General features: G+C 64.8%; 26 protein-coding genes. 17 read left to right on the top strand and 9 right to left on the bottom strand.

What is annotated here, in order from left to right; genetic code table 11:
- Positions 1-54 precede the first annotated feature (54 nt).
- Positions 55-483, bottom strand: coding sequence for a peptide-methionine (R)-S-oxide reductase MsrB (gene msrB / locus AADZ90_RS19305; RefSeq protein WP_367312350.1), 429 nt, complete (start codon positions 481-483; stop codon positions 55-57).
- Positions 484-548: 65 nt separating this feature from the next.
- On the opposite strand from msrB, the gene AADZ90_RS19300 reads away from it, so the two are divergent.
- Positions 549-1,271: a GNAT family N-acetyltransferase gene (locus AADZ90_RS19300; protein ID WP_367312351.1), complete on the top strand. Its 723-nt coding sequence runs from the start codon at positions 549-551 to the stop codon at positions 1,269-1,271.
- Between the two features lie 32 nt (positions 1,272-1,303).
- Complete coding sequence (locus AADZ90_RS19295; protein WP_367312352.1) at positions 1,304-3,121, top strand: ABC-F family ATP-binding cassette domain-containing protein; 1,818 nt, start codon at positions 1,304-1,306, stop codon at positions 3,119-3,121.
- A gap of 683 nt (positions 3,122-3,804) precedes the next feature.
- Here the strand turns inward: AADZ90_RS19295 and AADZ90_RS19290 are convergent.
- Positions 3,805-4,572, bottom strand: a complete 768-nt coding sequence (locus tag AADZ90_RS19290; protein WP_367312353.1) for an arginase family protein — start codon at positions 4,570-4,572, stop codon at positions 3,805-3,807.
- Between the two features lie 386 nt (positions 4,573-4,958).
- Here AADZ90_RS19290 and AADZ90_RS19285 point away from each other — a divergent pair, with 386 nt between their 5' ends.
- From AADZ90_RS19285 to AADZ90_RS19275, 3 genes are all read left to right on the top strand, one after another.
- The gene (locus AADZ90_RS19285) at positions 4,959-6,392 is read left to right on the top strand and encodes an MFS transporter (RefSeq protein WP_367312354.1); all 1,434 of its coding nucleotides are present in this window, start codon (positions 4,959-4,961) and stop codon (positions 6,390-6,392) included.
- 139 nt (positions 6,393-6,531) lie between these two features.
- Positions 6,532-8,553 carry a PhoX family protein gene (locus tag AADZ90_RS19280; RefSeq protein WP_367312355.1) on the top strand — a complete coding sequence of 674 codons (2,022 nt, stop codon included), beginning with the start codon at positions 6,532-6,534 and terminating at the stop codon, positions 8,551-8,553.
- A gap of 162 nt (positions 8,554-8,715) precedes the next feature.
- Positions 8,716-9,507: a cobalamin B12-binding domain-containing protein gene (locus tag AADZ90_RS19275; protein WP_367312356.1), complete on the top strand. Its 792-nt coding sequence runs from the start codon at positions 8,716-8,718 to the stop codon at positions 9,505-9,507.
- Here the strand turns inward: AADZ90_RS19275 and AADZ90_RS19270 are convergent.
- Complete coding sequence (locus AADZ90_RS19270) at positions 9,492-9,872, bottom strand: type II toxin-antitoxin system death-on-curing family toxin (RefSeq protein ID WP_367312357.1); 381 nt, start codon at positions 9,870-9,872, stop codon at positions 9,492-9,494. The genes AADZ90_RS19275 and AADZ90_RS19270 overlap by 16 nt on opposite strands.
- On the bottom strand, positions 9,873-10,124 hold the full coding sequence (locus AADZ90_RS19265) for a hypothetical protein (protein ID WP_367312358.1): 252 nt from the start codon (positions 10,122-10,124) through the stop codon (positions 9,873-9,875). It abuts the gene before it with no gap.
- A 155-nt stretch (positions 10,125-10,279) separates the two neighbouring features.
- Here AADZ90_RS19265 and lepA point away from each other — a divergent pair, with 155 nt between their 5' ends.
- Genes lepA through AADZ90_RS19250 form a run of 3 tightly spaced genes read left to right on the top strand, consistent with a single transcriptional unit; the run spans position 10,280 to position 12,578 of the window.
- Positions 10,280-12,079, top strand: coding sequence for a translation elongation factor 4 (lepA, locus tag AADZ90_RS19260; RefSeq protein WP_367312359.1), 1,800 nt, complete (start codon positions 10,280-10,282; stop codon positions 12,077-12,079).
- A 51-nt stretch (positions 12,080-12,130) separates the two neighbouring features.
- Positions 12,131-12,382 (top strand): DUF4160 domain-containing protein, encoded by a 252-nt coding sequence (locus AADZ90_RS19255; RefSeq protein ID WP_367312360.1) that lies wholly within the window; start codon positions 12,131-12,133, stop codon positions 12,380-12,382.
- Positions 12,357-12,578: a DUF2442 domain-containing protein gene (locus tag AADZ90_RS19250; protein WP_367312361.1), complete on the top strand. Its 222-nt coding sequence runs from the start codon at positions 12,357-12,359 to the stop codon at positions 12,576-12,578. Before AADZ90_RS19255 ends, AADZ90_RS19250 begins: the two co-directional genes overlap by 26 nt.
- A gap of 228 nt (positions 12,579-12,806) precedes the next feature.
- Here AADZ90_RS19250 and AADZ90_RS19245 read toward each other — a convergent pair whose 3' ends face one another.
- On the bottom strand, positions 12,807-13,115 hold the full coding sequence (locus tag AADZ90_RS19245) for a hypothetical protein (protein WP_411997101.1): 309 nt from the start codon (positions 13,113-13,115) through the stop codon (positions 12,807-12,809).
- A 679-nt stretch (positions 13,116-13,794) separates the two neighbouring features.
- Between AADZ90_RS19245 and AADZ90_RS19240 the strand changes: the two genes are divergently transcribed.
- Positions 13,795-14,118: a TraR/DksA family transcriptional regulator gene (locus AADZ90_RS19240; RefSeq protein ID WP_367312363.1), complete on the top strand. Its 324-nt coding sequence runs from the start codon at positions 13,795-13,797 to the stop codon at positions 14,116-14,118.
- Between the two features lie 20 nt (positions 14,119-14,138).
- Here the strand turns inward: AADZ90_RS19240 and AADZ90_RS19235 are convergent, their stop codons facing one another.
- Together AADZ90_RS19235 and AADZ90_RS19230 are read right to left on the bottom strand one after the other, a co-directional pair.
- Positions 14,139-14,276, bottom strand: a complete 138-nt coding sequence (locus AADZ90_RS19235) for a hypothetical protein (RefSeq protein WP_367312364.1) — start codon at positions 14,274-14,276, stop codon at positions 14,139-14,141.
- 124 nt (positions 14,277-14,400) lie between these two features.
- On the bottom strand, positions 14,401-14,538 hold the full coding sequence (locus AADZ90_RS19230) for a hypothetical protein (protein ID WP_367312365.1): 138 nt from the start codon (positions 14,536-14,538) through the stop codon (positions 14,401-14,403).
- Positions 14,539-14,740: 202 nt separating this feature from the next.
- Here AADZ90_RS19230 and AADZ90_RS19225 point away from each other — a divergent pair, with 202 nt between their 5' ends.
- The 3 genes from AADZ90_RS19225 (at position 14,741) to AADZ90_RS19215 (ending at position 17,135) form a co-directional block, all read left to right on the top strand.
- Positions 14,741-15,508: a glycosyltransferase family protein gene (locus tag AADZ90_RS19225; protein ID WP_367312366.1), complete on the top strand. Its 768-nt coding sequence runs from the start codon at positions 14,741-14,743 to the stop codon at positions 15,506-15,508.
- Positions 15,509-15,601: 93 nt separating this feature from the next.
- Complete coding sequence (locus AADZ90_RS19220; protein ID WP_367312367.1) at positions 15,602-16,465, top strand: hypothetical protein; 864 nt, start codon at positions 15,602-15,604, stop codon at positions 16,463-16,465.
- A 61-nt stretch (positions 16,466-16,526) separates the two neighbouring features.
- Positions 16,527-17,135 carry a YceI family protein gene (locus AADZ90_RS19215; protein WP_411997100.1) on the top strand — a complete coding sequence of 203 codons (609 nt, stop codon included), beginning with the start codon at positions 16,527-16,529 and terminating at the stop codon, positions 17,133-17,135.
- Between the two features lie 25 nt (positions 17,136-17,160).
- Here AADZ90_RS19215 and AADZ90_RS19210 read toward each other — a convergent pair whose 3' ends face one another.
- The gene (locus tag AADZ90_RS19210; protein WP_367312369.1) at positions 17,161-17,880 is read right to left on the bottom strand and encodes an alpha/beta fold hydrolase; all 720 of its coding nucleotides are present in this window, start codon (positions 17,878-17,880) and stop codon (positions 17,161-17,163) included.
- A gap of 62 nt (positions 17,881-17,942) precedes the next feature.
- On the opposite strand from AADZ90_RS19210, the gene AADZ90_RS19205 reads away from it, so the two are divergent.
- Positions 17,943-18,290: a hypothetical protein gene (locus tag AADZ90_RS19205; RefSeq protein WP_367312370.1), complete on the top strand. Its 348-nt coding sequence runs from the start codon at positions 17,943-17,945 to the stop codon at positions 18,288-18,290.
- A 49-nt stretch (positions 18,291-18,339) separates the two neighbouring features.
- Positions 18,340-19,788 carry a TrkH family potassium uptake protein gene (locus AADZ90_RS19200; RefSeq protein ID WP_367312371.1) on the top strand — a complete coding sequence of 483 codons (1,449 nt, stop codon included), beginning with the start codon at positions 18,340-18,342 and terminating at the stop codon, positions 19,786-19,788.
- A gap of 140 nt (positions 19,789-19,928) precedes the next feature.
- Here AADZ90_RS19200 and AADZ90_RS19195 read toward each other — a convergent pair whose 3' ends face one another.
- Positions 19,929-21,677, bottom strand: a complete 1,749-nt coding sequence (locus AADZ90_RS19195; RefSeq protein ID WP_367312372.1) for a trypsin-like peptidase domain-containing protein — start codon at positions 21,675-21,677, stop codon at positions 19,929-19,931.
- Positions 21,678-21,876: 199 nt separating this feature from the next.
- Here AADZ90_RS19195 and AADZ90_RS19190 point away from each other — a divergent pair, with 199 nt between their 5' ends.
- Genes AADZ90_RS19190 through glyS form a run of 3 tightly spaced genes read left to right on the top strand, consistent with a single transcriptional unit; the run spans position 21,877 to position 25,461 of the window.
- Positions 21,877-22,797: a glycine--tRNA ligase subunit alpha gene (locus AADZ90_RS19190; RefSeq protein WP_367312409.1), complete on the top strand. Its 921-nt coding sequence runs from the start codon at positions 21,877-21,879 to the stop codon at positions 22,795-22,797.
- Between the two features lie 17 nt (positions 22,798-22,814).
- Positions 22,815-23,327: a DUF6446 family protein gene (locus AADZ90_RS19185; RefSeq protein ID WP_411997099.1), complete on the top strand. Its 513-nt coding sequence runs from the start codon at positions 22,815-22,817 to the stop codon at positions 23,325-23,327.
- Positions 23,218-25,461: a glycine--tRNA ligase subunit beta gene (glyS, locus tag AADZ90_RS19180; RefSeq protein WP_411997098.1), complete on the top strand. Its 2,244-nt coding sequence runs from the start codon at positions 23,218-23,220 to the stop codon at positions 25,459-25,461. The genes AADZ90_RS19185 and glyS overlap by 110 nt, the downstream gene beginning before the upstream one ends.
- The last annotated feature ends 107 nt before the right edge of the window (positions 25,462-25,568 follow it).

Here is a 25,568-nt window from a genome sequence, read left to right as displayed (position 1 = left end):
GTCGGGCGATGCCCGGCGGTGCCGCCGGGCGGGACATTTGAGCGGCGTGGCTCTCTAGCCCTCTGCGGCCGCCTGCCCCTCTTCCTCGGGCTCGAAGTCCAATGCCACGCCGTTGATACAGTAGCGCAGGCCCGTGGGCTGAGGGCCGTCGGGGAAGACGTGGCCGAGGTGCCCGCCGCAGCGGTTGCAGTGCACCTCGGTGCGGCGCATGAAGAACGAGCGATCCTCCTGCTCTCCCACGTTTTCCTCGCCGATGGGGGCGTAGAAGCTGGGCCAGCCGGTGCCGCTTTCGAACTTGGTCTCCGCATCGAAAAGCGGCAGGCCGCAGCCTTTGCAGAGATACGTCCCCGGCTCTTTCGGGAAGTTGTCGTGGGTGCCCGCGCGTTCTGTCCCGTGCTTACGCATTATGCGAAATGCCTCGGGCGATAGTTGCTCTTTCCACTCAGCTTCGGATTTTTCGATCTTGTTCAGCATTTGTGACATCCTGTGTCGTGTTCCCCCCTTATGTAGAAGGTCAGGTGGGGACGCCAAGACTGAGGGATGTTCGGATGATCCTTCTGGAAAAAGGGCGCTATGCCGCCCGTCTGGCCGAGACGGAGGCCGATATCGCGGCGGCGCAGGCGCTGCGCCACCGGGCGTTTTTCGGGCGCGAGGGCGTCGATGCGGACGCGTTCGATGCGATCTGCCGCCATGTTCTGGTGGAAGACGAGGGGCGCCTTGTCTGCTGTTACCGGGTTCTGCCCCTGGCCCATGGGGCCGAGATCGGGCGGAGCTACTCGGCGCAGTTCTATGATCTGAAAGCGCTTGAGGCATTCGACCGGCCGATGATCGAGATGGGGCGATTTTGCATCGACCCGGACGTGCGTGACCCTGATGTGCTGCGCGTGGCTTGGGGCGCGATGACGCGGATCGTGGACGAGGGCGGGCACGGGATGCTGTTCGGCTGTTCGTCGTTTCAGGGAACGGATCCAACGCCTTACGCGGAAACCTTCGGGTTGCTGGCGGGTCGGCACGTGGCGCCCAAGCGCTGGCGACCGGGGCGTCGGGCGCGGCAGGTCGTGTCGCTGGGCAAGGCCCTGATCCCGGCGCGGATCGCGAATGCGACGCGGGCGATGCCGCCCTTGCTGCGCACCTATCTGAGGATGGGCGGCTGGGTGAGCGACCACGCGGTGATCGACAAGGCGATGGGCACACTGCATGTGTTCACGGGGGTCGAGGTCGACCGGGTGCCCGGGGGGCGGAAGCGGTCGCTGAGGGCCATCGCCGGTTGATCCTTTCGGGCTTGCGGCTTAGCTGACGCGCCATGGCGCGTGCACCCCTTCTGCAACTCTCCGACATCTCGCTGACTTTCGGCGGCGATCCGGTGTTTTCTGGGCTCGATCTGGTGGTGCAGCCGGGGGACAGGGTGGCGCTGGTGGGGCGGAACGGGTCGGGAAAATCCACGCTTCTCAAGGTGATGGCGGGTCTGGTGGAGCCGGATGCGGGGGAGGTCGTGGTGCCACCGGGCGTGTCGGTCGGCTATATGGAGCAGGACCCGGAGATGGCGGGCTGCGCGACCTTGGGTGACTATGCGGCGAGCGGGCTGGAGCCGGGGGAGGCCTACCGGGTCGAGATGGTGGCTGAGGGGCTGAAGTTCGATCCTGCCCGCGCCGTCGAGGTGGCCTCGGGCGGGGAGCGGCGCCGCGCGGCCCTCGCCAAGATCATGGCCGAGGCGCCGGAACTGATGCTGCTGGACGAGCCCACGAACCATCTGGATATCGAGGCGATCGGCTGGCTGGAGGGCGAGCTGAAGGCGGCAAGGGCGGGCTATGTCCTGATCTCGCACGACCGGGCGTTTCTGCGGGCGCTGACCCGGGCAACCCTTTGGATCGACAGGGGAAAAGTGCGCCGTCAGGAAGAAGGGTTTGCCGCCTTCGAGGCCTGGCGGGACAAGATCTGGGAGGAGGAAGACAGCGCGCGCCACAAGCTGGACCGCAAGATCAAGGCGGAGGCGCGGTGGGCGGTTGAGGGGATCTCGGCCCGGCGGAAGCGCAATCAGGGGCGGGTGCGGGCGCTGGCCGATCTGCGGGCCGAGCGGGCGGATATGATCCGGCGGCAGGGGGCCGCGGCGATGGCGCTGGAAGCTGGACCGAAGAGCGGAAAGCGGGTGATCGAGGCGCGGGGGCTGGCCAAGACGCTGGGCGGGAAGGCCATCGTGACGGACTTTTCCCTGCGGGTCGGGCGTGGGGAGCGGATTGCCTTTGTCGGGCCGAACGGGGTGGGAAAAACCAGCCTTCTCAAGATGTTGCTCGGGGAGGTGCCGCCCGATGCGGGGGAGGTGGTTCTGGGCACGAACCTCGAGGTCGTGGTGTTCGATCAGGCGCGCGCCCAGCTGGATCCGGACATGTCGCTGTGGGAGAGCCTGACGGGCGACAGGGACATGCGGGTTTCGGGGGCGGCGGATCAGGTTCTGGTCCGGGGCCAGCCCCGGCATGTCGTTGGTTATCTTAAGGATTTCCTGTTTTCCGAGGCGCAGGCGCGAGCCCCGGTTCGGTCGCTGTCCGGGGGCGAGAAGGCCCGGCTGCTGCTGGCCAAGATCATGGCGCGGGAGAGCAATCTGCTGGTCCTCGACGAGCCGACGAACGACCTGGATGTGGAGACGCTGGACCTGCTGCAGGAGTTGATCGGGGAGTATGACGGGACGGTCCTGCTGGTGTCGCACGACCGGGATTTCCTCGACCGGGTGGCGACGACGACCGTGGCGATGGAGGGGAACGGGCAGGCTGTCGTCTATGCCGGCGGGTGGAGCGATTACGTGTCCCAGCGGGGGGAGCGGGCCGCGGAAAGTTCCGCGAAAGCAAAGGGTTCGAAGGCCAGGGCGGCGGCCAAGGAAGAGGCGAAGCCGGAGGGGTTGAGCTTTACCGAGAAGCATCGGCTGGAGGCGTTGCCGGGGGAGATCGCCCGGCTGGAGGCCGAGATTGGCAAGCTGGAAGGGCTGTTGTCGGACCCGGATTTGTACGGGCGGGAGCCGGTGAAGTTCGCCAAGGCGACGGAGGCCCTGACCGAGCGGCAGGCCAAGCTGGGCGCGGCCGAGGAGGAGTGGCTGGAGCTGATGGAACGGGCCGAGGCAACACAGACCTGAACCTATTGGTGGCGGCTTATGGGTCTTTCCGGCGCCCTTCGGCGAATCGCCAGAAAAACAAGGTTAATCCGGGAAAATGAGGGTGCGGCATCCGGGCGGCAAATGGTCGGCATCACGTCGGAGGGCCGAACGCAACACTGGCGGTGTTAACGGAGCGCGCGGTGATTTTGGTGCGCAACGGGTGGAAACGGTTCGGGGGTGGCAGAGGGGGATTGTTGAAAATCGCTGGACGGTCCAGCGCAGAGGCAGCGCAGCATTCAAACTGATATGACTATGCCACATCCTGATCGCCGGGCGAGCGCCTGACCGGGGGCTGGCGCCGCTAACGGAGGAACGGCGCGCTTTATGGCAGCCAAGCTCGTGCCACAGATCGGGCGGGCAGCGCTCCGTCCCCAAAGCGCCAGACCGCGTTCGTCGGGCAAAAGGTCCACTGGACCTTTTGCTGATCCTCCTCACCCAGTCAGGCGCTCGCTCGGGCAGCGGCGGGGCCGCTTGATTCCGGGCGTGATGCTAACTCCTCCAATGTCTGGATTGAGCCCCAATTTGACGGATGCTGCTCCCGCAATGAATGGCTGCTTCAGAGAGTGGCTCGGGAACTCCTAATTATTGTGTCCTATAACTCGATTGATCGCGTCGATGGCGATCTCGCCAATTCGTTCGGCTCCCGGCTGACTCGGATCGTATTAGGCGACGGTCAATCCAAGCACATTACACCGAGCCAGGATTCTATCGAGGCACGCTAGAAGGTCGTTTCCAGAAAGCCCGCCTGTTTCGGCATACTCGTTAGCCATCCCCTCCGATGTATCAATGCAATCCATGTCTAGATGGATGAGCACTGCGTCAGTGTCTATTGGCAAAAGGCTGTTGAGCGCGTCGGCGAAGGACTGGGGCCGGTGACGACCGCCCTGAACCATTGAGACAGCCGCAGCCGAGAGACGATGGAGAAGGCCGCCCTCCAGATTGCGTGATCCGCAATAAAGGAGCCGATGAGGTTCCAGCGGACTGAACCCCGGAACAGTCATTGCAAAGCGCCGCCAGCACTGCCCAGTTAGGGTCGCAGCCCCCATGCTGTCGAAGTAACCATGCTCGATGTCCTCGGGCGTGTAGAAGTCGGTGTGACCATCGAACCAGATCAGTGGCACATCAGGGCTGCCGAGACCGGCATAAGTACCAACTTCTACGTTGCAATTACCCGACAGGACCAGCGGGAAGCGACCTGTGCGAACGGCCTCAGAAACGGCGTGTGCAACCCGTCTCTTAACTTCGAATGCCCGCCCCACCTCGCCGTCGCACTCGGGAATATGGCCGAGGTCGGATAAGCTGGTTTCGACTCCAACGCGTTTCAGGTCATCCGCTAGACCCATTTCCATCAGGCGGATTGGACCGGCGCCAACGCGATCCTCCCGTACACCGCCATGATACGGCGCAAGTATGATCTCTACAGATTTCACGTCGCTAGGATGAAGCCTGACAGTTTTAAGTGCAATTTGAGAAGCCGCCGTTCGTTAAGCCGCAGCGAATTCACACTTTGTCCCGCTGAATGGCCTTCCATCTCGTGCGCAACACGAGCCGGGCCAGTGGCGGCCCGTGGGGTGGCGCTACACCGGTTGCGCGGCGCGCTTCTATGGTGCTGTGTTCATCTTCCCTCTGAGGTCAGGGCGCGGGTGGCAAAGCGCCAGCCCTCGGGGCGGGCCGGCGCTGGCCCGGCGCCTTCGGCTTGAGTCCGGGCCAGTCAGCGCTCTGCGACCGATGCCATTTTTCCATAGGGTAGCAGATAGAGCTTGATCTCAAGTTAGGTTGAGATCGTACCGCTGTGATCCTCAGCAGGAGGACGGTCATGGCGGACGTGCAGAGCACACCGGAGGCGGAGACCTTCGTCTCGTGGCGGGAGTTTCTGGGGAGCCCTCATGCCGCGTCGCTGGCCTTGGTTTGCCTGGCCGTGTGGCTCCATGCCGCCGACAGCCTGATGGTGGCGACGATGCTGCCCGCGATCGTGGCCGAGGTTGGTGGAGCGGCGCTGGTCGGCTGGTCGGTGTCGCTTTACGAGATCGGGTCGATCGTCGCGGGGGCGGCGAGTGCGCTTTTGACGATGCGGTACGGGCTGCGGGGCCCGATGGGGCTGGCGGCGCTGCTGTTCGGGGCGGGGTGCCTGTTGAGCGCGGTCAGCCCGACCATGCCGCTGGTCCTGACCGGGCGGGCGATGCAGGGGCTGGGCGGAGGTGGGCTGGTCGCGATGGGATTCGTGGCCGTCAGCGTGCTGTTTCCGCGGCGCTATACGGCGCGGGCGATGGCCGTGATCTCGGGGCTTTGGGGCGTATCGGCCTTTACCGGGCCGCTGATCGGCGGGTTGTTCGTGGAATTCGCGACCTGGCGCTGGGGGTTCGCCTTTTTCGGCGCGCAGGCGTTCCTGCTTGCCCTCTGGATCCTGGTGCGGAGCGCGGCGGGGCCGGTGCGCCCGGTGGACGGCGGCACCGGGTTCCCGGTGGGGCGGCTGGGCCTTCTGTGCCTCGGGGTGGTGCTGGTGTCGCTGGGAGGCGTGGAGGTCGCGCCTTTGCGGACCGGGCTGTTCGTGGCGGGCGGGATCGCGTGCCTGGCCGGGTTCCTGTTGCTGGACGGCCAGGCGGAGGCGACGCGGCTTTTGCCGCAGCGGCCGTTCGATCCAAGACGGCGCGCGGGTGCGGCGCTGTTGATGATCCTCGCGCTGTCGGTGGCGACGATCCCGATCCTGGCGTTCGGGCCGCTTCTGATGGTGGCGATCCACGGGATCTCGGCCCTGACGGCGGGATATGTCGTGGCCTGTTCGTCGATCGGCTGGACGGTGACGGCGGTGTTGGTAAGCGGCGCGCCGGAGCGGTTCGACCGGCTCTGGATCGCGGTCGGGATGGGGCTGGTGGCGCTGAGCATCGCGGGTTTCCTCTATGCGGTGCCCGCCGGGCCTGTCTGGCTGATCGCCGTCTTTGCGGCTGTCGAAGGGGGCGGCTTCGGGCTGGCCTGGACGTTCATCCTGCGGCAGGCGATTGCGGGTGTGGCGGCGGCGGAGGCGCAGCGGATCTCTGGCGCGCTGCCGACCGTGCAGCGGTCGGGCTACGCGCTGGGGGCGGCGGTGATGGGGATTGTCGCGAACGCGTCCGGATTTCTTTCGATGGCGGGGGCGGAGGATGCGGCGCGGGTGGCGGCCTGGGTCTTTGCGGCGTGCCTGCCCTTCGCCGTGATCGGATTGGGGGCGATGGCGGCATTCGTCGGCCGGAGCAGGAGGGCGGGGATGCGGTGAGACTGTTCCATGCCCGTGATGTCGGGCCTTTGTGGCGGGGTCGGCAGGCGGCTGCGACATCCCGTGCACCGGAGTGTCACAAAGCTATGATGATGATTTGTGTTATACGGGACTCCTACTAACCCAGCAGGAGAGACAGATGTCCCGTAAGGAGATCATCGAGAGCCAGGAATACGGCAACAAGGCCGAAGCGTTCGAAGCCTATGACGATATTCCGACGAACCCGAACCTCGGCAACACGATCGGCGACGTCATCAACCGCCGCTACGGTCGCCGCGACGTGATGCGCGGGATGCTTGGCGTGACGGCGACGACCGCCCTGTTCGGCACCTCCGCCATGGTCGCGCCGCGTCAGGCCGCCGCGCAATCCGCCGCCGAGAGCCGCTATGTCTTTGACGAGCTGGCCTGGGGCAACGACGAGACCCACCATATCGCCGAGGGCTATCGCGCCGACGTGCTGCTGCGCTGGGGCGACCCGATCACCGCGGACGCGCCCGCCTTCGATCCGCTGAACCAGAGCGCCGAGGCGCAGCTGCAGCAATTCGGCTACAACAACGATTACGTGGGCTATGCCGAGATCGAGCCGGGCCGGGGGATGCTGTGCGTCAACCACGAATACACCAACGAGGAGGTGATGTTCCCCGGCCTGGGCCGTCAGGACCGCGACGGGTTCCAGGGGATGACGAAAGAGCTGGTCGATATCGAGATGGCGGCCCATGGCGGCACCGTTGTCGAGATCGCGAAGGGCGAGGACGGCCTGTGGGCGGTCGATCTGGAGAGCCCGCGGAACCGGCGGATCACCCCGCTGGATACCGAGATGACGTTCTCGGGCCCGGCGGCAGGCCATGTGCGGCTGCAGACGAACGACGACCCCGAGGGGATGCGCGTGATCGGCACGATCAACAACTGCGCCGGCGGCATGACGCCCTGGGGCACCTACCTGATGGCCGAGGAGAATTTCCACGGCTATTTCTGGACCGACAATCTGGACGCCGCGGGCGATCCGGTGATGGACAGCGGCAATCCCGAGACGACCTCTTACGGGCGCTACGGTGTGCCGGGGGCGTGGTATGCCTGGGGCCGGTATTACGACCGGTTCAACATCGATGCCGAGCCGCGGATGCCGAACAAATACGGCTGGATCGTCGAGGTCGATCCGATGGATCCGGATTCGGTCCCCGTCAAGCATACGGCACTGGGCCGGTTCCGGCATGAGGGGGCCGAGACGACGGTGTCGTCGGGCGGTCAGCTGGTGATCTATTCCGGCGACGACAACCGGTTCGACTATCAGTACAAGTATGTCTCGGCCGGGACGGTCTCGGACGACCGGGCGGCGAACAGCCAGCTTCTGTCGGACGGCACGCTTTATGTGGCGCGGTTCAACGATGACGGCACCGTCGACTGGCTGCCGCTTGTCCACGGGGAAGGCCCGCTGACGGCCGAGAACGGGTTCAACGATCAGGGCGACGTGGTGATCGACGCGCGTCTGGCCGCCGACCTGCTGGGGGCCACGCCGATGGACCGGCCGGAAGACGCGCAGCCGCGCGGCGACGGGACGGCCTATATCATGCTGACCAACAATACCCGGCGCGAGACCGGCAATGCGGCGAACCCGCGGCCCGATAACGCCTTCGGCCACATCATCGAGATCAAGGAAGATGGCGGCGATCATGCGGCGACCCGCGGCACCTGGGACATCCTCGTGCGCTGCGGCGATCCGGAACTGGCCGGGATCGGGGCCCAGTGGAACCCCGAGACGAGCGAGAACGGCTGGTTCGGCTCGCCCGACAACTGCGCGATCGATGCGGAGGGGCGGCTCTGGATCTCGACCGACCAGGGGTCGGGCTGGGCCAATACGGGCAAGTCGGACGGCCTTTATGCGCTGGAAACCGAGGGCGATCTGCGCGGGCATTCGAAGCTGTTCTTCCGCTGCCCGGTGGGCGGCGAGCTGTGCGGGCCGTACTTCGCCGACAATGACGAGACGCTGTTCCTGGCGGTCCAGCATCCGGGAACGGACGGCACCCGGAACTTCGAAGGGTTCGAGCGCGATTCGACCTTCGAGGATCCGGCGACCCGCTGGCCGGACTTCCAGGACGGGATGCCGCCGCGCCCGTCGGTCGTCGTCGTCACGAAGGAGGGCGGCGGCAAGATCGCCGTCTGATCCCTCAAGACAGGACGGAACGGGTTGTCGAAAGGCGGCCCGTTTCTACCTCTGGCCGATCCACCTTGCGCGTTTGCCCAAACGTGGTAGCCTTGACGCTGCGGGGGAGACGAGTGTCCGCTGGTTGCACGTAGGGCAGGCAGAGTTGGGAGGCTCGGCATCATGCACCTCAAGAAACCCAAAGAGACACCCGGCGCGCAGCATGGCCCTGCGCGCATTCTGCGGGAGCGTTTGTCGGACGACCGGCTGGAAAGTCTGGCGCGGGAGGCGCTGGAGCGGCTGTCGGGCGGCACCCCGGCCGGTGGCGCCGGAGCCGCCGATCCGGAGATCCTGGACGCGCTGACCGAAGCGCTGGTCGCCCCGGGCCAGTACGAGGCGATGCGGATCGCCCGGGGGCTGATGGCATCGGGCGCGGGAATGGAGCGGCTCTATCTCGATTATCTGGCCCCCGCGGCGCGGCGCCTTGGCGTGGCCTGGGAAGAGAGCCGCCTGAGCTTTGCCGACGTGACGGTCGGGACCAGCCGGATCTACGGCATCATGATGCTGCTGCGGCGGGTCCATGCGCGCGCGGCCGGCCTGAAGGGACGGCATGCGGTGTTCGCCGCGGCGCCGGGAGAGGATCACGTTCTGGGCGTGCAGATGGCGGCCGATCTGTTCCGTCAGCACGGGTGGGAGGTGACGATCCGCGTCGGGCTGGACCATGAGAACCTGGTCAACGACCCCGTGATCGAGGAATGCGGCCTGATCGGCCTGTCGGCCAGCGGAGAGCGAAGCCTTCCGGCGCTGATCCGGCTGGTCATCGCCCTGCGCTATGCCAATCCGGAAGCCTTCGTTCTGGTCGGCGGCAATTTGGTGGAGACGGAACCCGCCCTTCTGCGGCTCACCGGCGCCGACGGCCTGGCCCGCGACCTGCCCGCCACGATCCGCCGGATGGAGCGTTATCTGGAGGCTTGATCGCGAAGCCAGTCGGCGAGGTCTTCGCCTTCGAGCTTGCGCTGGGCCAGTTCGATGATGAGAGGGCCGATGTCGTCTACTGTCCACGCAATCTGCACGCCGTTCAGGTCGAGGCAGACGTCCATCGACTGATGCGCTGTCCGCTTGTTGGCGTCGTTAAAGCAATGGCCCGTTGCAATCGCTTCGGCATAGGCGGCAGCGAGATCGAAGACATCGCGGATCATGCCGTAGGCGAGCTTGTTCTGGACGCGAGCCAAGGCGCCATCCAACGACTTGTCCCGCGCCAGTCCTTCCAGTTCGCCGGGGTTGAGAACCGCGTCATGAACGGCGACGACCAGTTCGGTCGTCAGAAAAACGTAGGCCATTTACTTGTCGCGGAGGTAATCCAGCACCGGCTGATTGATATGACGGCGGCGCTGGAGGCTCTCCATCACCTCTTCCATCGTCGCGACCCGGTGCTCTCCGGGGTCAGACACGGCTTCAACCGGAACGAAATATCCAACAGGCTTGGAGTTCTTCATGATCGCCACCGGCTTGCCCCGGGCGCGGTCGAGCACCTTCTGCGGTTCGCGCAGTTCGGTCATCGTGGCGATTTCGTTGGTCAGTAGCCGGGTCATGTGCGCCTCCTCGGGGTATCGCCAATATATATTGCATATAGATTTGTGCAACACCGTATACTTTATAATATACAATGTGGTGCTTAAAGTTCGATAAAGACCCGCGGCACGTCTGCCCCATTGACCGGCTGTCTGTTCCCCCGCATATCCCCCTGATGACCGACCTTGCCCATATCCGCAATTTCTCCATCGTCGCCCATATCGACCATGGGAAGTCCACGCTGGCCGACCGGCTGATCCAGGAGACCGGCACGGTGCAGGATCGTGACATGAAGGAGCAGCTGCTCGACGCGATGGATATCGAGCGGGAGCGGGGGATCACGATCAAGGCGAACACCGTGCGGCTGGACTATACGGCCAAGAACGGCGAGCAGTATGTGCTGAACCTGATCGACACGCCGGGGCATGTGGATTTCGCCTACGAGGTGTCGCGGTCGATGCGGGCGGTGGAGGGCTCTCTGCTGGTCGTGGACTCGACGCAGGGGGTCGAGGCGCAGACGCTGGCCAATGTCTATCAGGCGATCGACGCGGATCATGAGATCGTGCCGGTCTTCAACAAGATCGACCTGCCGGCCAGCGATATCGACCGGGTGGCCGAGCAGGTGGAGGATGTGATCGGGATCGATGCGTCCGGCGCCATCCCCGTTTCAGCCAAGACGGGGCAGGGGATCCGCGACGTGCTGGAGGCGATCGTGGCGCATCTGCCCGCGCCCAAGGGCGAGCGGGACGCGCCGCTGAAGGCGATGCTGGTCGACAGCTGGTACGACGCCTATCTGGGCGTGATCGTTCTGGTGCGCGTGATCGACGGGGTGCTCAAGAAGGGCGACCGGGTGAAGTTCATGTCGAACGGCACGGTCCATCCGGTGGACCGGGTGGGGGTGTTCAAGCCGGCGCTCACCAATGTGGATCAGCTGGGGCCGGGAGAGATCGGGTTCCTGACGGCCTCGATCAAGCAGGTGCGGGATACCCGCGTCGGCGACACGATCACCCATGAGAAGAAGGGCGCGACCGAGGCGCTGCCGGGTTTCAAGCCGTCGCAGCCGGTGGTGTTTTGTGGCCTCTTCCCCGTGGATTCGGCGGAGTTCGAGGATCTGCGGGACGCGATTGAGAAGCTGGCGCTGAACGATGCGTCGTTTTCCTTTGAGATGGAGACCTCGGCCGCGCTGGGCTTCGGCTTTCGCTGCGGGTTCCTGGGGCTGTTGCATCTGGAGGTGATCCGCGACCGGATCGAGCGGGAATACGATATCGAGCTGATCACCACGGCGCCGTCGGTGATCTACCACGTCTATATGCGCGACGGCACGATGGTGGAGTTGCACAACCCCGCCGACATGCCGGACCTGACGCTGGTCGACCATCTGGAGGAGCCGCGGATCAAGGCGACGATCCTGGTGCCGGACGAGTTCCTGGGCGACGTGCTGAAGCTCTGCCAGGACCGGCGGGGGATCCAGCTGGACCTGACCTATGCGGGCAGCCGCGCGATGGTGGTCTATGACCTGCCGCTGAACGAGGTGGTGTTCGACTTCTACGACCGGCTGAAATCGGTGACGAAGGGCTATGCGTCCTTCGATTACCAGATGGAGGGGTATCGCGAGGATCATCTGGTGAAGATGCAGATCCTGGTGAACGAAGAGCCGGTGGATGCGCTGTCGATCATGGTCCACCGCGACCGGGCCGAGGCGCGGGGGCGGGCGATGTGCGAAAAGCTCAAGGACCTGATCCCGCGGCACATGTTCAAGATCCCGATCCAGGCGGCGATCGGCGGCCGCGTGATTGCGCGGGAGACGCTGGCGGCCTTGCGCAAGGACGTGACGGCCAAGTGCTATGGCGGGGATGCCACACGGAAGAAGAAGCTGCTGGAGAAGCAGAAGGCCGGTAAGAAGAAGATGCGCCAGTTCGGGAAGGTGGATATCCCTCAGGAGGCGTTTATTTCGGCGCTGAAGATGGATTCCTGACCGGTCACCTTTTGGGTGATTTTTGCGGCCTGTCCGGTATAACATCCTGCAATGCCGACGATCTTTCGACAGCACGGGTTCCGGTTCTTCTTTTATTCGAACGAAGGCGATCCGCGCGAACCGGTGCATGTCCATGTGATGAAGGACGGCGGCGAAGCGAAGTTCTGGCTAACGCCGGTGGTGCGGGTCGCCCGGTCATCCGGGTTCGATGCGCGGACCTTGCGGCGGCTGGCAGGGGTCGTCGCAGAGCGGCGGGCCGAGATCGAGGAGGCATGGCATGACCATTTCAGCGACGAAGGTTGAGTTCGACGCAGACACGATGTGGGTGTCGCTGGAGGATGGCCGGACGCTGGGCGTGCCGTTGGCGTGGTTTCCGCGGCTGATGGCGGCGGATGCGGCGGCGCTCGCGCAGGTTAAGATAAGTGCGTTCGGGCTGCATTGGGAGGCGCTGGACGAGGATATCTCGGTGCCTGCGCTTCTGGAGGGGAAGGCGGGGTAGGTGGCGGCTTGAGGTCGGGGCGGCTCTGGAGGATCGATATCCAGTTGGGGGTGTTTATCTCGACTTTGAATATGGACAGAGATTGCGTTAGTAGACCCGTCTTGGCGTTCTTTAATCGATGGGCATGAAGCTTAGTTGGTCAAACATAATTTGGGCATTTCTTTTTCTGCTGTCTTTGAGCTTTTTCGTAAGAGGGTACTTGGAGGCCTTTGGATTTAGTGGTCGTGATTATTGGACATTCTCAGCGTCCTTCTCTGTATTTCGAAGTATTTTTCTTGACTTTCTGTCTTCATTGGTAACGTTAAGGCTGTACTTTTCTGTTCTTCTGGCGCCGATATTCATTTTGACTTCCCCGCGAAATTTAAGATTGCCCCTAAAAATTTTAGGAGCAAGAAAACTCCGATATATTAGAAAGGCCATATACATCCTTGCGATAGATCTGGGGCCTGTATCTTGGTTTATGCCACTATTTCTGACTCCGTTTATTACAACTGCAATTCCTACCGCTTCGATTTTCTCGATTTCGATTTTCATCATGTTTTATTTTTTGATTATGTTCTTCGTTCCGCGAGATATTTTCCATATCGCTCGCCGGAGTTCTTCTGCAGCTGATGGGAATTGGATCGATTTCATTAGTTCTCGACGCACCGCATGGGGTGTTCGAAGCCTAACAATACTTTGGATCGGAGTTTCATTCTTCATGTATGAGTTGGGACACGAAACTGGAAGAAACATAGCGCTGAGTCCAAGTCATTTTGCTTCGATTGAAGGGATGGGGAACTGCTTGATCGTTGTTGGTAGAAGCAACACACATATCTTTGTAACCAACAGATGGCGGACGACCTCATATGCGGTGCCCCATGAGAGAGTAGATAGTATAATGTATAGAGATTTCTCGACCGATTGTTCTGAGTGATCTCTTATATCTCGTTTTAGAGGCTCAGCTCCTATTGGTAAATGCGTGTTGTTGCAACGGCTCAAGCAGCACGCCGGTAGGGCTTTGGGAGGATGGTGCGATTAGCTCAGAGGCGCCCCGTCGGGTCGGGCGCAGCCCTCTCCTCTCTTGATCCGATGCGGCGCATGTTGACGCCTGTGGGGTCGGGCGCTGCCCTTGTCTCTGTTGACCCTTGGTCAGCGCTCCGACTTGCCCCAAATCAAGGCCGCCCGTTGGGATCCGGGGCAGTCTCCTCCGGAACACGACCAGAAGGAGGCATCGATGCCTGATCTTGTTGCCATGGCCGAAAAGCTCCGCGCGCGGCGGGCGGAGTTGGAGGGGGAGATCGCGAAGATTGCGGACGAGCTGGACGATCCGGTCCCGAAGGATTGGGAGGACAGCGCGTCGGAGCGGCAGGGGGATGAGGTGCTGGAGGCTCTGGGCTCTCACGATGCCGCCGAAATGCGCCAGATCGACGCCGCGCTCGCCCGGATCGAGGATGGCAGCTATGGCTATTGCGTCCGCTGCGGCAGCGAGATCAGCGCCGAACGGCTGGCCGTCGTGCCCGCGACGCCGGTCTGCCGGACCTGCGCCCGGCAGATCTGAGGGCGCTTCGGGTCGGGACCCTAGAAGAGGTTGCCGCCCTGATCCTCGGCAATCGCGTCGGCGCCGACGGCGGCCCCGGCCCCCACGGCGGCGGCGCAGCCCTGCAGCAGGGGCGCGGCAAGCAGGAGGGCAGCGATCAGAAGGGCTTTGCGGGGCATGGCGGTCTCTCCTCTGTCAGGTCGCAGGGAGAATGGCGCCCTGACGGAAAAGGTTCCCGGGCCCGGCGGAGGCCCGCCGGGTCGAAGATCCCCAGATTGTCGAAGGGCCCGCCCGCCCGCGCGCTTAGAAGAGGTTGCCGCCGCGCTCTTCCGCGATGTGGTCGGCGCCGATCGCCGCGCCCGCCCCGAGCGCGAGGACGCAGCCCGAGAGGGTTCCGCTAAGCGCCGTGAGCGTCAGGGCCAGCAGTAGGATGCGTGTCATATGTCTCTCTCCAGGTGGTGCTGGCGGAGAGTACCGTGCGCGGCGGGCAAGGGGCCAGCGGGCGGGGGCGTTTTGGCGGGAAAGCGCGGCGTCCGGGCAACTGTGACGTGTGGGTGGGCTTGGCACCGGCGGCGGAATGAGCGATCAGGCAGGCAGGGAAGGACGACGCCCCCGGCGCGTCTGCGTATCCGGGATGAGGCAAATGCTCCGCAAGTGGTATTTCGCGGTCAACGAGAAGGGGTTCCGGTCGAGCAGCCCGCTGATGCGCGTGGCCGTGGGCTCGGCCCTGGCGAATACGGGTCTGGAGCCGATCTGCCTTTATAACGGCGCCGACGAGGCGCATGTGGCGCAGCTTGAGGCGTGGGGCGCGCGGGTGGTGCGCCATACAAGCCGGCTGGAGGCGCATCTGCGCAAGGGCTACGGCGACAAGTACGACGTCTTCTCAGGCCACTGGCTGCGCGTCGATATCCCGTGGATCGAGCAGGAGGAGGATGTGATCCTCTATACCGACATCGACGTGATGTTCCTGCGCCAGCCGCGGGTCTGGCTGCGGCCGGTCTATCTGGCGGCCGCGCCGGAGCGCTATCGCTGGCGGTGGCCGCATTTCAACAGCGGCGTGATGGTGCTGAACCTGCCGCGGATGCGGGCGGTCTATGACGCGTTCGCCGCGACGATCGCCAAGCGGATGGAGGGCGGCTGGACCGAGGCGGGGCATGACCAGGTGAGCTACAACAACTTCTTCAAGAGCCGCCGTCAGCCCCTGGCCCATGCGATGAACTGGAAGCCTTACTGGGGCGTCAACAAAGATGCGCGGATCATCCATTTCCACGGGCCCAAGCCCGCGAACATCCTGCACATGCGGGAAGGGCGGAAGCCGCCCATGCGAGAGACCTACCAGAAGCTGTGGTCGACGGACAAGGAAGCGTACGATCATTATTGCGCGCTGTTTCAGGGATATCTGGAGGCGTGACGCCGTGCCCTTTCGGGGGTAATCCCAACGCCTGCGCGCTTGTCGCGAGTGTCACGGCTTGCCATACCGGCCCTGGGGGAAGGTGGTGTTGTCATGGTTCGGCCGAATACCGTAGCGTCGCTTTGGATCGGTGCGTGCTTGTCGCCGATCGAGCAGCTGTCGCTTGCCTCCTTCGTTGCGCGGGGGAACCCCGTCATCCTCTACAGTTACAATCCGGTCGAGGGGGTGCCGGACGGGGTGGAATGCCGGGATGCAGCCGAGATCCTGCCCGCGACCCGGATCCTGCAGTATCGCAAGGGCGTTTCGCAGGCGCTGCATTCCAATGCGTTCCGGGTGGAGCTTTTGAGCAAGACCGATGCGGTCTGGGTCGATACCGATATCGTGGCCCACAGGACCTTTGCCTTCGACAGTCCCTACATCTTCGCCGAAGAGAAAGATGGCGTGTTCGGAAATGCCGTCTTCCGGTTGCCCGCCACGTCGCCTGCCTTGCGGAAGATCGCGCGGCCCTACCGCACGGGCTATGGCTTTCCACCGGACTGGCCGCGCGCAAAGCGCTTGCGCTGGATGCGGATCCATCTGCGGCTGCGCTATCCGATCGAGAACTGGCGGTATGGCCGCGCGCCCTTGCATTTCTCCCGCAAGCTTTGGGAGACGGGGGAGGCCCGCCATGCCTTGCCGTCCGAGACGTTCTATCCGGTGCTCTTCGCCGATTGCGCGCGACTGATCGAGCCCGGCGGGTTCGACCCCGGCACGCTGCCCAGGGAAAGCCACGCGGTGCACCTGTTCACATCGCGGCTGAAACTGCTGCTGGCAGAGCGGTATGGCGGCCGGGTGCCGGAAGGGTCTTACCTTGACCGCCAGCTGCGGGCCCATGGGGTTGAGTGGTCGGTGCCGTCTCCGCAGGACGGCGGGGTTCCGCCGACACATGCCGCACACGGAACGTGCGCGGTTTCGTGATGTTGCGGCGCGGCATCGCGCCATATCTCCCCAGTATCGCAACCTTAGGGAGATGACTCCGATGCGCCTTGCCGCTGCTTTGACTGCTATGACCCTTGCTCTGCCTGCCGCCGCGCAGGAGCTGCAGGTTCCGTCCGGGACCTACACGCTCGACCCCACGCATACGAGCGTCGTGTGGAAGGTCAGCCATTTCGGTCTGTCGAACTATACGGGCCGGTTCGAGACGATTTCCGGCTTGCTCGAGCTTGATGCCGAGAGCCCGGCAGAGAGCGTCGTGACGGTGACGGTCGACCCGGCCTCGATCTCGACCGGGTTTCCGTTCCCGGAGCAGGAGGATTTCGATGGCAAGCTTGCCGGGCCCGAGTGGTTCGCGTCGGGCGAGCATCCGGAGATTACGTTCACGACGACCGGGATCGAGGTGACCGGGGACAATACCGGGACGATGACCGGCGATCTGACGATGATGGGCACGACGCTGCCGGTGACGTTCGAGGTGACGATGAACGCGGCGATGGAGGCGCATCCGATGATCAGCGATCGCGCGGCGCTTGGCTTCTCGGCGGTTGGAACGGTTGACCGGACGGAGTTCGGGCTGGAGAACCTCTCTCCGGCGATCGGGCAGGAGGTGGAGATCCTGATCGAGGCGGAATTCCTGCAGGCGGTCAGCTAGGCCGTTTTTTGCGATTTCCTGACCTTTAGGGGGACAGGAACCCTCGCAATGCTGCCTCGACCTCGCGGGGGTTGTCGGCGTGGAGCCAGTGGCCGGCGCCTGGGATGGTTTCGATCCGTGCCTTCGGGAAGAGGGCGCGGATCTTTTCTTCGTGATCGGGGCGGACGTAATCGGAGGTTTCGCCGCGCAGGACGAGCGTCCGGCCGGTATAGGCGCCGTCGGGGTCGGGGAAGCCCATGATTTTGGGCATCTCATCCGCCAGCGTGTCGAGGTTGAGGCGCCAGCGTTGGCCCGCCACGTCGAGGCTTTGGGCGAGGAAGGCGGTGGTGGCGGGGTCGAGGCCGAGGTCGAGCTCGGACCGGCGGGTGAGGGTGGATAGGTCGGCGCGGCGCATCGCCTCGAGCGGTTCCATCTGGGAGTGGCTGTAGGCCACCGGCGCGATGTCGAGGATGGCGAGGCTTTGGACGAGGGCGGGCTGGGTGAGCGCCAGCGTCATGACGGCCTTTCCACCCATGGAGTGGCCGACATAGTGTGCGGGGCCGAAGGCGGCGAGGTCTTCGGCCAGATCCTGATAGGAATGGGTATCGAGATTCGGGCTGTCGCCGTGATTGCGCATGTCGGGGGTGATCACGGTGAAGGCGTCGGAGAGCCGCTTGGCGATCACGCCCCAGTTGCGGCCCGAGCCATAAAGGCCATGGGCGATGACAACTTTGTCGCCTTGTCCTTGAGTCGTTGCGTTCAGCATTGAGCCCTCCTGCGGCCCACTATATGGGCGGCGCCATGGAAAACCACCGCCGGATCAGGGAGATGAGCGACGCGCTTCAGGAGAAGCTCGCGGCGGCGTTCGGGCTGCGCGCCCCGGATCTGGAACGGCAGGTGCGCAAGGTCGGGCGGCTGCTGCCGCGCCGGCAGCGGCGGAATGCGGCGCGGATCATCGAGGCGGAGAAGCTGACGGCGCATCCCAAGCTTTTCCGGCAGGTGGATCAGGCCGGGATCGAGGGGGCCTATCGGGATCTGGCGGGTTGGCTGGACGGCGTGAACGCGTCGGAGGCGCGGGTGACGCGGCTTCTGAACTGGCTGGCGGGGATGGTGCTGAGCCTGATCGTGATCGGGGTTCTCGTGGGCCTCGTGATCGCGTGGCGCGACCTGGTCTGAACGTTTCGGTTGCTTGACAGGCGCGGGGCGGGGGGCCAAGCCTGAGGCCATGTTCGACCTGCGCCCGGTGGGATACGTAATCGGCCTTCTCGTGGCGGCTTTGGGTCTGACCATGGCCGTGCCTTTGTTTGCCGACCTGCTGGCGGGCAACGGGGAGTGGCCGGTCTTTCTGCAATCGGGGATCGTGACCGTGCTGTCGGGGGCGCTGATCGCCTTGGCCTGCGCCAATGGGGTGGGCGAGGGGCTGACCATCCGGCAGACCTTTCTGATCACGACGACGGTCTGGCTGGTTCTGCCGGTTTTCGGGGCGCTGCCGCTGATGCTGGGGGCAAGCGCGATGGGGTTCACCGACGCGTTTTTCGAGGCGATGTCGGGATTGACCACCACGGGATCGACGGTGCTGGAGGGGATCGAGGATCTGCCCGACGGGATCAAGCTGTGGCGGGGCCTGCTGCAATGGCTGGGGGGCGTCGGGATCATCGTCGTGGCCATGGTGTTCCTGCCCGAGCTGCGGGTGGGGGGGATGCAGATCTTCCGCACCGAGGCCTTCGACACGATGGGGAAGATCCTGCCGCGGGCGGGTGAGATCGCGCGCCAGATCTCGGTCATCTATGTGACGCTGACGCTGGCCTGCGCGATGGCCTACAGCATCGCCGGGATGGGGACGCTGGATGCGGCGACCCATGCGATGACCACGGTGGCGACGGGCGGGTTTGCCAATTACGACGCGTCCTTCGGTGGGTTTCCGCCGGCTGTGGAATATGTCGCGGTGGTCTTCATGATGCTCGCCGCGCTGCCCTTCGTCCGGTACGTCCAGCTGCTTGCGGGGAGTGCCCTGCCGCTGTGGCGCGATCCCCAGGTGCGGGGGTTCTTCATGACGGCGGGGGTGCTGGTTCTGGCGATCACGCTGTGGCAGCTGTCGCGGTCCCCTGGCACGGGGGAGGAGGCGTTCCGCAAGTCGCTGTTCAATGTCGTGTCGATCCTGACCGGGACGGGCTATGCGAGCGACGATTACATGCGCTGGGGCGCGTTTCCGGTGGTGATGTTCTTTTTCATCGGCCTGATCGGGGGGTGCGCTGGATCGACGGCGTGTTCGATCAAGATCTTCCGCTACCAGCTGCTGTTCGCGTCGATCAAGGCCCAGATCCGGCGGATCCATTCGCCGTCGGGCGTGTTCGTGCCGCGCTATGACGGGCGGCCGGTGGGGGACGACGTTCTGAATTCGGTGATGTCGTTCTTCGTGTTCTTCACCGTCACGCTGGGCGCGATTGCGGTGGTTCTGGGGATGACGGGGCTCGACTTCATCACCTCGGTCTCGGGGGCGGCGACGGCGTTGGGCAATATCGGGCCGGGGCTGGGGCCGGAGATCGGACCGGCGGGGAACTTCGCGGGGCTGGAGCCCGCGGCGAAGTGGATCCTGGCGATCGCGATGCTGATCGGGCGGTTGGAGGTGATGGCCGTTTACACGATCCTGACCTGGCAATTCTGGCGGGCGTAAGAGCCGGGCGGGGCGACTGCGTGCCGCTGCGCGTCACGATACTGGGCTTCGCCCGTTCGCCAGCGAAACCGTCCACTGGACGGTTTCCGGGAAGCTGGCTCACCCCAGACCCGGCCTTCGTTTGCGCGGGGTGGCTGGTGTCAGTCCCAGCAGCCGACGAGGACGGTGATGCGGGCGGCGTCTTTCGTCAGGCGTTCGGGGGTGGTGCGGGCCTCATCATTGGCGGCGGCGAGCGTGTAGCCCGCCTCGGTCAGGCGGCTGGCGATCGCGTCGGCATCGACCATGAAGCTGACGCCGTCGGGCAGCTGGCGACGGCTTTCGCTGGCGGGCAGCGCCATGCCGACGACGTTGCCGCCGAGGTCGAGGACGGGACCGCCCGCATCGCCGGCCTCGGTCGGCAGGTCGAGGCGCATGAGGTGGCGTTCGCCGCCGAGCCCCTGGATATCGGCCAGCGTGCCGAAGGTCATCGAGGGGGCGTTCAGGAGCCCCTCATACGGGTAGCCGGAGACCGCGAGTTCGCTTTCGATCCGGGGCGTGCGGGTCTGGAAGCGCGCGATGCCGGGCGGCGAGACGGGCGTGGCGGGCGCGAGGACGGTGAGGCCGAGCGCGTCGTCGGTCAGCGCCACGGTCGCCTCATGGCTGTCGTCGATCGTGATGCGGCTGCAGCCGTCGACGGCTTCGCTGGCGGTCAGAACGTGCCCCTCTTCGGTGATATAGGCGCCGGTGCGGGCGCGGAGGGGTTTGCGGATTTCGAGGCCCGAGATTTCGCCCAGTTGCTGGTCATCCGGGTTCGGGACGGCGTCTTCGAGCACGCCCGGCAGGAAGCGGAAGCTGGCGCGCATTTCGGTGACGAGGCGGGTGCGGCGGGCCTCGTCGCCGGCGGGCCAGACGAGGATGAAGCCCTTGATCGTGCCGTCGCGCAATTCGCCCAGGGCGAAGGTCGAGATGCGGTCGTTCGCACCTTCGATGCGGAACGCGGTATCGGTGCGGCGCCGGTCGCCGTCTGGCGGAATGATCGCGAGGGTTTGCAGGATCTCGTAGAGGCCCGCCATGCGCGCGCTGTCGCCCGCCTGCGAGATCAGGAGGAGTTGGGCGCCCTCGACGCCGTCGGCGGTGTAGCGGGCGAAGGGGGGCGCGTAGGCGTCGAAGCGGACAGCCTCGGTCGGCATCATCATCTCGATGCCCGCGCGGTCTTCGGCGACCATGCGGAGGCCGAGGCCGTCGAGGACCGCGTCGTACCCTTCGAGGAGGGCTGTGCGCTGGGCGGTCGTGAGCACACCGGTGACGCGGTAGCGGTTCTGTTCCTGCCAGACCGCCATCGCGTCGCGGGTGCCGCGACCGAAGAGGCCGTCGATCGCGCCGTTGTAGGTGCCCGCCCATTCGAGCGCCCGCTGCAGACGCTCCCGTTCGGGGCGGGTCAGCTGCGCCTCGCCCGCGCGGGCCTGGGAGACGGTTTCTTCGGGTTCGATCGGGAACTGTTCGTCCGGCAGCACGGCCGGGACCGATGGCGCCTCTTCGATGACGAGCGGGATCGGGGTGACCTGCACCTGGGCACCGGCGCCCGCGGGCCAGAAGCGGCGTTCGAAGGCGGTCCCGGTGGCGATGAAGCTGTCGCGCGGGATCAGACCGTCGCGGAGGAGCTGGCGGGCCAGCGCCTCGGCATCGGCCTCCGCGTAGGGGCCGAGGACGATGCTGTACCAGCCGGAACGCAGGGAGAAGCCGCTGACGTCGTTCAGGCGGTTGGCGTAGAAGCGGGCGCGGTCGGTCGCCTCGGCCAGGCTGGGGCGGGCTTCGATCTGGATCCAGGCGTCCTGGGCGGCTGCTGGGCGTGCAAGTCCGGTCACACCGAGAAGAAACGCAAGAAAATAGCCGTAAAACACAGGTCGCATGAAGAGCTCCGAGGCGATTTTAATAGGGGGCAGGATGCGCGTTCTGCCCTTCGATGTAATAGCTCGCGGGACATTATCAGCGTGCCGGGCGGCTGCACGCTCAAATTCCCGTAAGCCGATGGCGAAAGATCGCGGCGTGGCACAATTGACCCTATCGGTGCGCCTGCCTATGGAGGGCGCGCGCGACGCGAGGGGCCCGATGGCGGAAAAATCGAAGTCTTTTCAGGAGATCATCCTGCGGCTGCAGACCTATTGGGCGGGCCGGGGCTGTGCTGTGTTGCAGCCCTACGACATGGAGGTAGGGGCGGGGACGTTCCATCCGGCGACGACCTTGCGCGCGCTGGGGCCGAAGGAATGGGCCGCGGCCTATGTGCAGCCGTCGCGGCGCCCGACGGATGGGCGGTACGGGGAGAACCCGAACCGGCTGCAGCATTATTACCAGTTTCAGGTGCTGATAAAGCCGTCGCCGCCGGATCTGCAGGAGCTTTATCTGGGGTCCTTGGAGGCAATCGGGATCGATATGGGGATGCACGACATCCGCTTTGTCGAGGACGATTGGGAAAGCCCGACGCTGGGCGCCTGGGGGCTGGGCTGGGAAGTCTGGTGCGACGGGATGGAAGTGTCGCAATACACCTATTTCCAGCAGGTCGGTGGGCATGATTGCCGCCCCGTTTCGGGGGAGCTGACCTATGGGCTGGAGCGGCTGGCGATGTATGTGCTGGGCGTGGATCACGTGATGGACATGCCGTTCAACGATCCGCAGACGCCCATCGCTTTGAGCTATGGCGACGTGTTCCGCGACGCGGAGGCGCAGTATTCCCGCTGGAATTTCGACGTGGCCGAGACCGACGTGCTGCTGCGCCACTTCGTCGATGCGGAGGAGGAGTGCCACCGGATCCTCGCAGCCCCTGCGACCGACCCCAAGACGGGGCGGGAGATCGTGATGGCCCAGCCGGCCTATGACCAGTGCATCAAGGCGAGCCACATCTTCAACCTGCTGGATGCGCGCGGCGTGATCTCTGTCACCGAGCGGCAGGCCTATATCGGCCGGGTCCGGGCGCTGGCGAAGGCCTGTGCGGATGCGTTTCTTGAGACGCCTGCCGGTGGGGCCGCGGCGTGACAGCGAGGATCGCCGTCTTGGCCATTGTTCTGACCGCCGCCATAGCGGGGGCGGCGATGTATTACTTTCAGGTCTATGCCTTCTACGAGGAATTGCCCGAGGGCGAGGTCGTTCTGACCACCGTCGGCGGGGTGGAGGAGCCGATCCTGGCGGACGGGTTCGCGGGGATCGATTCCGAGAGCTCTCCGCTGCGCTACCGGGCCTGTTTCGAGACGCCGCAGAGCCTGGCCATGCTGACCGAGACCCATGTGATCCGCGACGATGCCGCGCCGCGGAACGCGCCCGGCTGGTTCGGGTGCTTCGATGCCGAGGCCATCGGGGCGGCGGTGGAAAGCGGCGAGGCGGTGGTGTTTCTGGGGACCGAGAACATCGTCTACGGGGTCGACCGGGTCTTTGCCATCTTCCCAGACGGGCGCGGCTATGGTTGGCACGAGATCAATGCCTGCGGGGAGGTCGTGTTCGACGGCCAGCCGGTGCCGGAGGATTGCCCCGACCCCGACGATTTCCCTGTGGAGCAGAGTGATGGCTGACCTTCTGATCGAACTGCTGTCCGAGGAGATCCCGGCGCGGATGCAGGCGAAGGCCTGTGAGGACCTGAAGAAGCTGATGACCGACGGGTTGGTCGAGGCGGGGTTGACCTATGGTTCGGCCGGGGCGTTCGCGACGCCGCGGCGGCTGGCGCTGCATGTGGAGGGCCTGACCGAGCGGTCGCCGGACCGGCGGGAAGAGCGGAAGGGGCCGAAGGTCGGCGCGCCGGAGAAGGCGGTCGAGGGGTTCCTGCGGTCGACCGGGCTGACGATGGAACAGCTGGAGGTTCGCGCGGCGGGCAAGGCGGAGGCCTATTTCGCGGTGATGGAGGTGCCGGGGCGCCCGGCGGCGGAGATCATCGCGGAGGTGCTGGAGAAGACCGTGCGGGATTTCCCCTGGCCCAAGTCGATGCGCTGGGGGGGCGGGTCCTTGCGATGGGTGCGGCCCTTGCAATCGATCCTGTGCCTGATGACGCGGGAGGATGGGGCGGAGGTCGTGCCGGTCGAGGTGGACGGGATCCGCGCGGGCGACGTGACGCGGGGCCACCGGTTCATGGCGGCGGGCGATATCCGCGTGACGGGCTGGGATGATTACGTGGCCAAGCTGAAGCGGGCGCATGTGGTGCTCGATCCGGCCGAGCGGGCCGAGGCGATCCGCAACGAGGCCTCGCAACTGGCCTTCGCGCAGGGACTGGAGATGGTCGAGGACAAGGGGCTGTTGGCCGAGGTCGCGGGGCTGGTCGAATGGCCGGTTGTGCTGATGGGAGAGATCGGGGCCGATTTCCTCGACCTGCCGCCGGAGGTGCTGCAGACCTCGATGAAGGAGCACCAGAAGTTCTTTTCGGTGCGGAACCCCAAGACGGGCCGGATCGAGCGGTTCGTGACGGTCGCCAATATCGAGGCGCCGGATGGCGGGGCGACGATCCTTGCGGGCAACCAGAAGGTGCTGGCCGCGCGGCTGTCGGATGCGAAGTTCTTCTGGGAGAACGATCTACGGACGGTCGAGCGGATCGGTCTGGAAGGGATGGCGGAGCCGTTGGCCAACGTGACCTTCCACGCCAAGCTGGGCTCGCAGGCGGATCGGGTGGCCCGGATCGAGGCGCTGGCGCGGGAGATCGCGCCGATGGTGGGCGCCAAGCCGGATCTGGCGGCGGAGGCGGCGCGGATTTGCAAGGCCGATCTGGCGTCGGAGATGGTCTATGAGTTCCCGGAACTGCAGGGGATCATGGGGCGGTATTACGCCAAGGCGGCGGGCCATGACGACGGCGTGCCGGAGGCCTGCGAGGAGCATTACGCGCCGCTGGGGCCGTCCGATGACGTGCCGACGGGGGCGGTGTCGGTGGCCGTGGCGCTGGCCGACAAGATCGACACGCTGACCGGGTTCTGGGCGATTGATGAGAAGCCGACGGGGTCGAAGGATCCTTACGCGCTGAGAAGGGCGGCGTTGGGGGTTATTCGGATCACTTTAAGTGATCAGAAACCTATAGATCTTCGGCCACTTATAGCAGCTGCAGCTGCTAAGCTTGACTTTGAAAGCCTTAACGGTGCCTTCACTGCCGAAGAACTGGAACTTTTAACTGGTCGACGGGCCGATATCTCGAAGACTCGTTTCGATGACCTCCTCTCCTTCATCCATGACCGCCTGAAGGTCCATCTCCGCTCGGAGGGCATCCGGCACGACGTCATCGACGCCTGTATCGCGATGCCCGGCAACGACGACCTCACCTTGCTGGTCAAGCGGGCGGAGGCTCTGCAGGCGGTTTTGCAGACCGAAGATGGCGAGAACCTCGTGCAGGGGTTCAAGCGGGCCAACAACATCCTGACGCAGGCGGAGGAGAAGGACGGGGTCGAGTATTCCTATGGCGCCGATCCGAAATTCGCCGAGACGGCGGAGGAAAAGGCGCTGTTTTCCGCCCTCGATGCGGCGGAGAAGGAGATCGCTCCGGCGCTTGAGGCGCAGGACTTTCCCAAGGCAATGGCGGCGATGGCGGCCCTTCGCGGGCCGATCGATGCGTTTTTCGAGGCGGTACAGGTCAATGCAGACAATGAGATCCTTCGGCGTAACCGCTTGAATTTGCTCAGCCGGATCCGGCAGCTTTGCACCTCTGTAGCCGATCTGTCGCGCCTCGAGGGTTAAGACGCGACGTTCGACTAAGGTTTGCTTGATGCAAAGCGCCTAAAAACTATGCTGTTGCGGCAGGAGATATGCCGCAGTGCAGAAACATGAGCCCTATAGCCCGATCA

Source organism: Aestuariibius violaceus (assembly GCF_040779325.2).
GTDB classification, from domain to species: domain Bacteria; phylum Pseudomonadota; class Alphaproteobacteria; order Rhodobacterales; family Rhodobacteraceae; genus Aestuariibius; species Aestuariibius violaceus.
Note: the sequence above shows the minus strand (reverse complement) of the source record. Positions and strands in the feature narration are given on the sequence as shown.

What these genes read in the sequence shown, in the direction of transcription:
- msrB (WP_367312350.1), bottom strand. Translation starts at nt 483, where the DNA reads ATGTCACAAATGCTGAACAAGATCGAAAAATCCGAAGCTGAGTGGAAA.
- AADZ90_RS19300 (WP_367312351.1), top strand. Translation starts at nt 549, where the DNA reads ATGATCCTTCTGGAAAAAGGGCGCTATGCCGCCCGTCTGGCCGAGACG.
- AADZ90_RS19295 (WP_367312352.1), top strand. Translation starts at nt 1,304, where the DNA reads ATGGCGCGTGCACCCCTTCTGCAACTCTCCGACATCTCGCTGACTTTC.
- AADZ90_RS19285 (WP_367312354.1), top strand. Translation starts at nt 4,959, where the DNA reads ATGGCGGACGTGCAGAGCACACCGGAGGCGGAGACCTTCGTCTCGTGG.
- AADZ90_RS19280 (WP_367312355.1), top strand. Translation starts at nt 6,532, where the DNA reads ATGTCCCGTAAGGAGATCATCGAGAGCCAGGAATACGGCAACAAGGCC.
- AADZ90_RS19275 (WP_367312356.1), top strand. Translation starts at nt 8,716, where the DNA reads ATGCACCTCAAGAAACCCAAAGAGACACCCGGCGCGCAGCATGGCCCT.
- AADZ90_RS19270 (WP_367312357.1), bottom strand. Translation starts at nt 9,872, where the DNA reads ATGGCCTACGTTTTTCTGACGACCGAACTGGTCGTCGCCGTTCATGAC.
- AADZ90_RS19265 (WP_367312358.1), bottom strand. Translation starts at nt 10,124, where the DNA reads ATGACCCGGCTACTGACCAACGAAATCGCCACGATGACCGAACTGCGC.
- lepA (WP_367312359.1), top strand. Translation starts at nt 10,280, where the DNA reads ATGACCGACCTTGCCCATATCCGCAATTTCTCCATCGTCGCCCATATC.
- AADZ90_RS19255 (WP_367312360.1), top strand. Translation starts at nt 12,131, where the DNA reads ATGCCGACGATCTTTCGACAGCACGGGTTCCGGTTCTTCTTTTATTCG.
- AADZ90_RS19250 (WP_367312361.1), top strand. Translation starts at nt 12,357, where the DNA reads ATGACCATTTCAGCGACGAAGGTTGAGTTCGACGCAGACACGATGTGG.
- AADZ90_RS19245 (WP_411997101.1), bottom strand. Translation starts at nt 13,115, where the DNA reads ATGATGAAAATCGAAATCGAGAAAATCGAAGCGGTAGGAATTGCAGTT.
- AADZ90_RS19240 (WP_367312363.1), top strand. Translation starts at nt 13,795, where the DNA reads ATGCCTGATCTTGTTGCCATGGCCGAAAAGCTCCGCGCGCGGCGGGCG.
- AADZ90_RS19235 (WP_367312364.1), bottom strand. Translation starts at nt 14,276, where the DNA reads ATGCCCCGCAAAGCCCTTCTGATCGCTGCCCTCCTGCTTGCCGCGCCC.
- AADZ90_RS19230 (WP_367312365.1), bottom strand. Translation starts at nt 14,538, where the DNA reads ATGACACGCATCCTACTGCTGGCCCTGACGCTCACGGCGCTTAGCGGA.
- AADZ90_RS19225 (WP_367312366.1), top strand. Translation starts at nt 14,741, where the DNA reads ATGCTCCGCAAGTGGTATTTCGCGGTCAACGAGAAGGGGTTCCGGTCG.
- AADZ90_RS19220 (WP_367312367.1), top strand. Translation starts at nt 15,602, where the DNA reads ATGGTTCGGCCGAATACCGTAGCGTCGCTTTGGATCGGTGCGTGCTTG.
- AADZ90_RS19215 (WP_411997100.1), top strand. Translation starts at nt 16,527, where the DNA reads ATGCGCCTTGCCGCTGCTTTGACTGCTATGACCCTTGCTCTGCCTGCC.
- AADZ90_RS19210 (WP_367312369.1), bottom strand. Translation starts at nt 17,880, where the DNA reads ATGCTGAACGCAACGACTCAAGGACAAGGCGACAAAGTTGTCATCGCC.
- AADZ90_RS19205 (WP_367312370.1), top strand. Translation starts at nt 17,943, where the DNA reads ATGAGCGACGCGCTTCAGGAGAAGCTCGCGGCGGCGTTCGGGCTGCGC.
- AADZ90_RS19200 (WP_367312371.1), top strand. Translation starts at nt 18,340, where the DNA reads ATGTTCGACCTGCGCCCGGTGGGATACGTAATCGGCCTTCTCGTGGCG.
- AADZ90_RS19195 (WP_367312372.1), bottom strand. Translation starts at nt 21,677, where the DNA reads ATGCGACCTGTGTTTTACGGCTATTTTCTTGCGTTTCTTCTCGGTGTG.
- AADZ90_RS19190 (WP_367312409.1), top strand. Translation starts at nt 21,877, where the DNA reads ATGGCGGAAAAATCGAAGTCTTTTCAGGAGATCATCCTGCGGCTGCAG.
- glyS (WP_411997098.1), top strand. Translation starts at nt 23,218, where the DNA reads ATGGTTGGCACGAGATCAATGCCTGCGGGGAGGTCGTGTTCGACGGCC.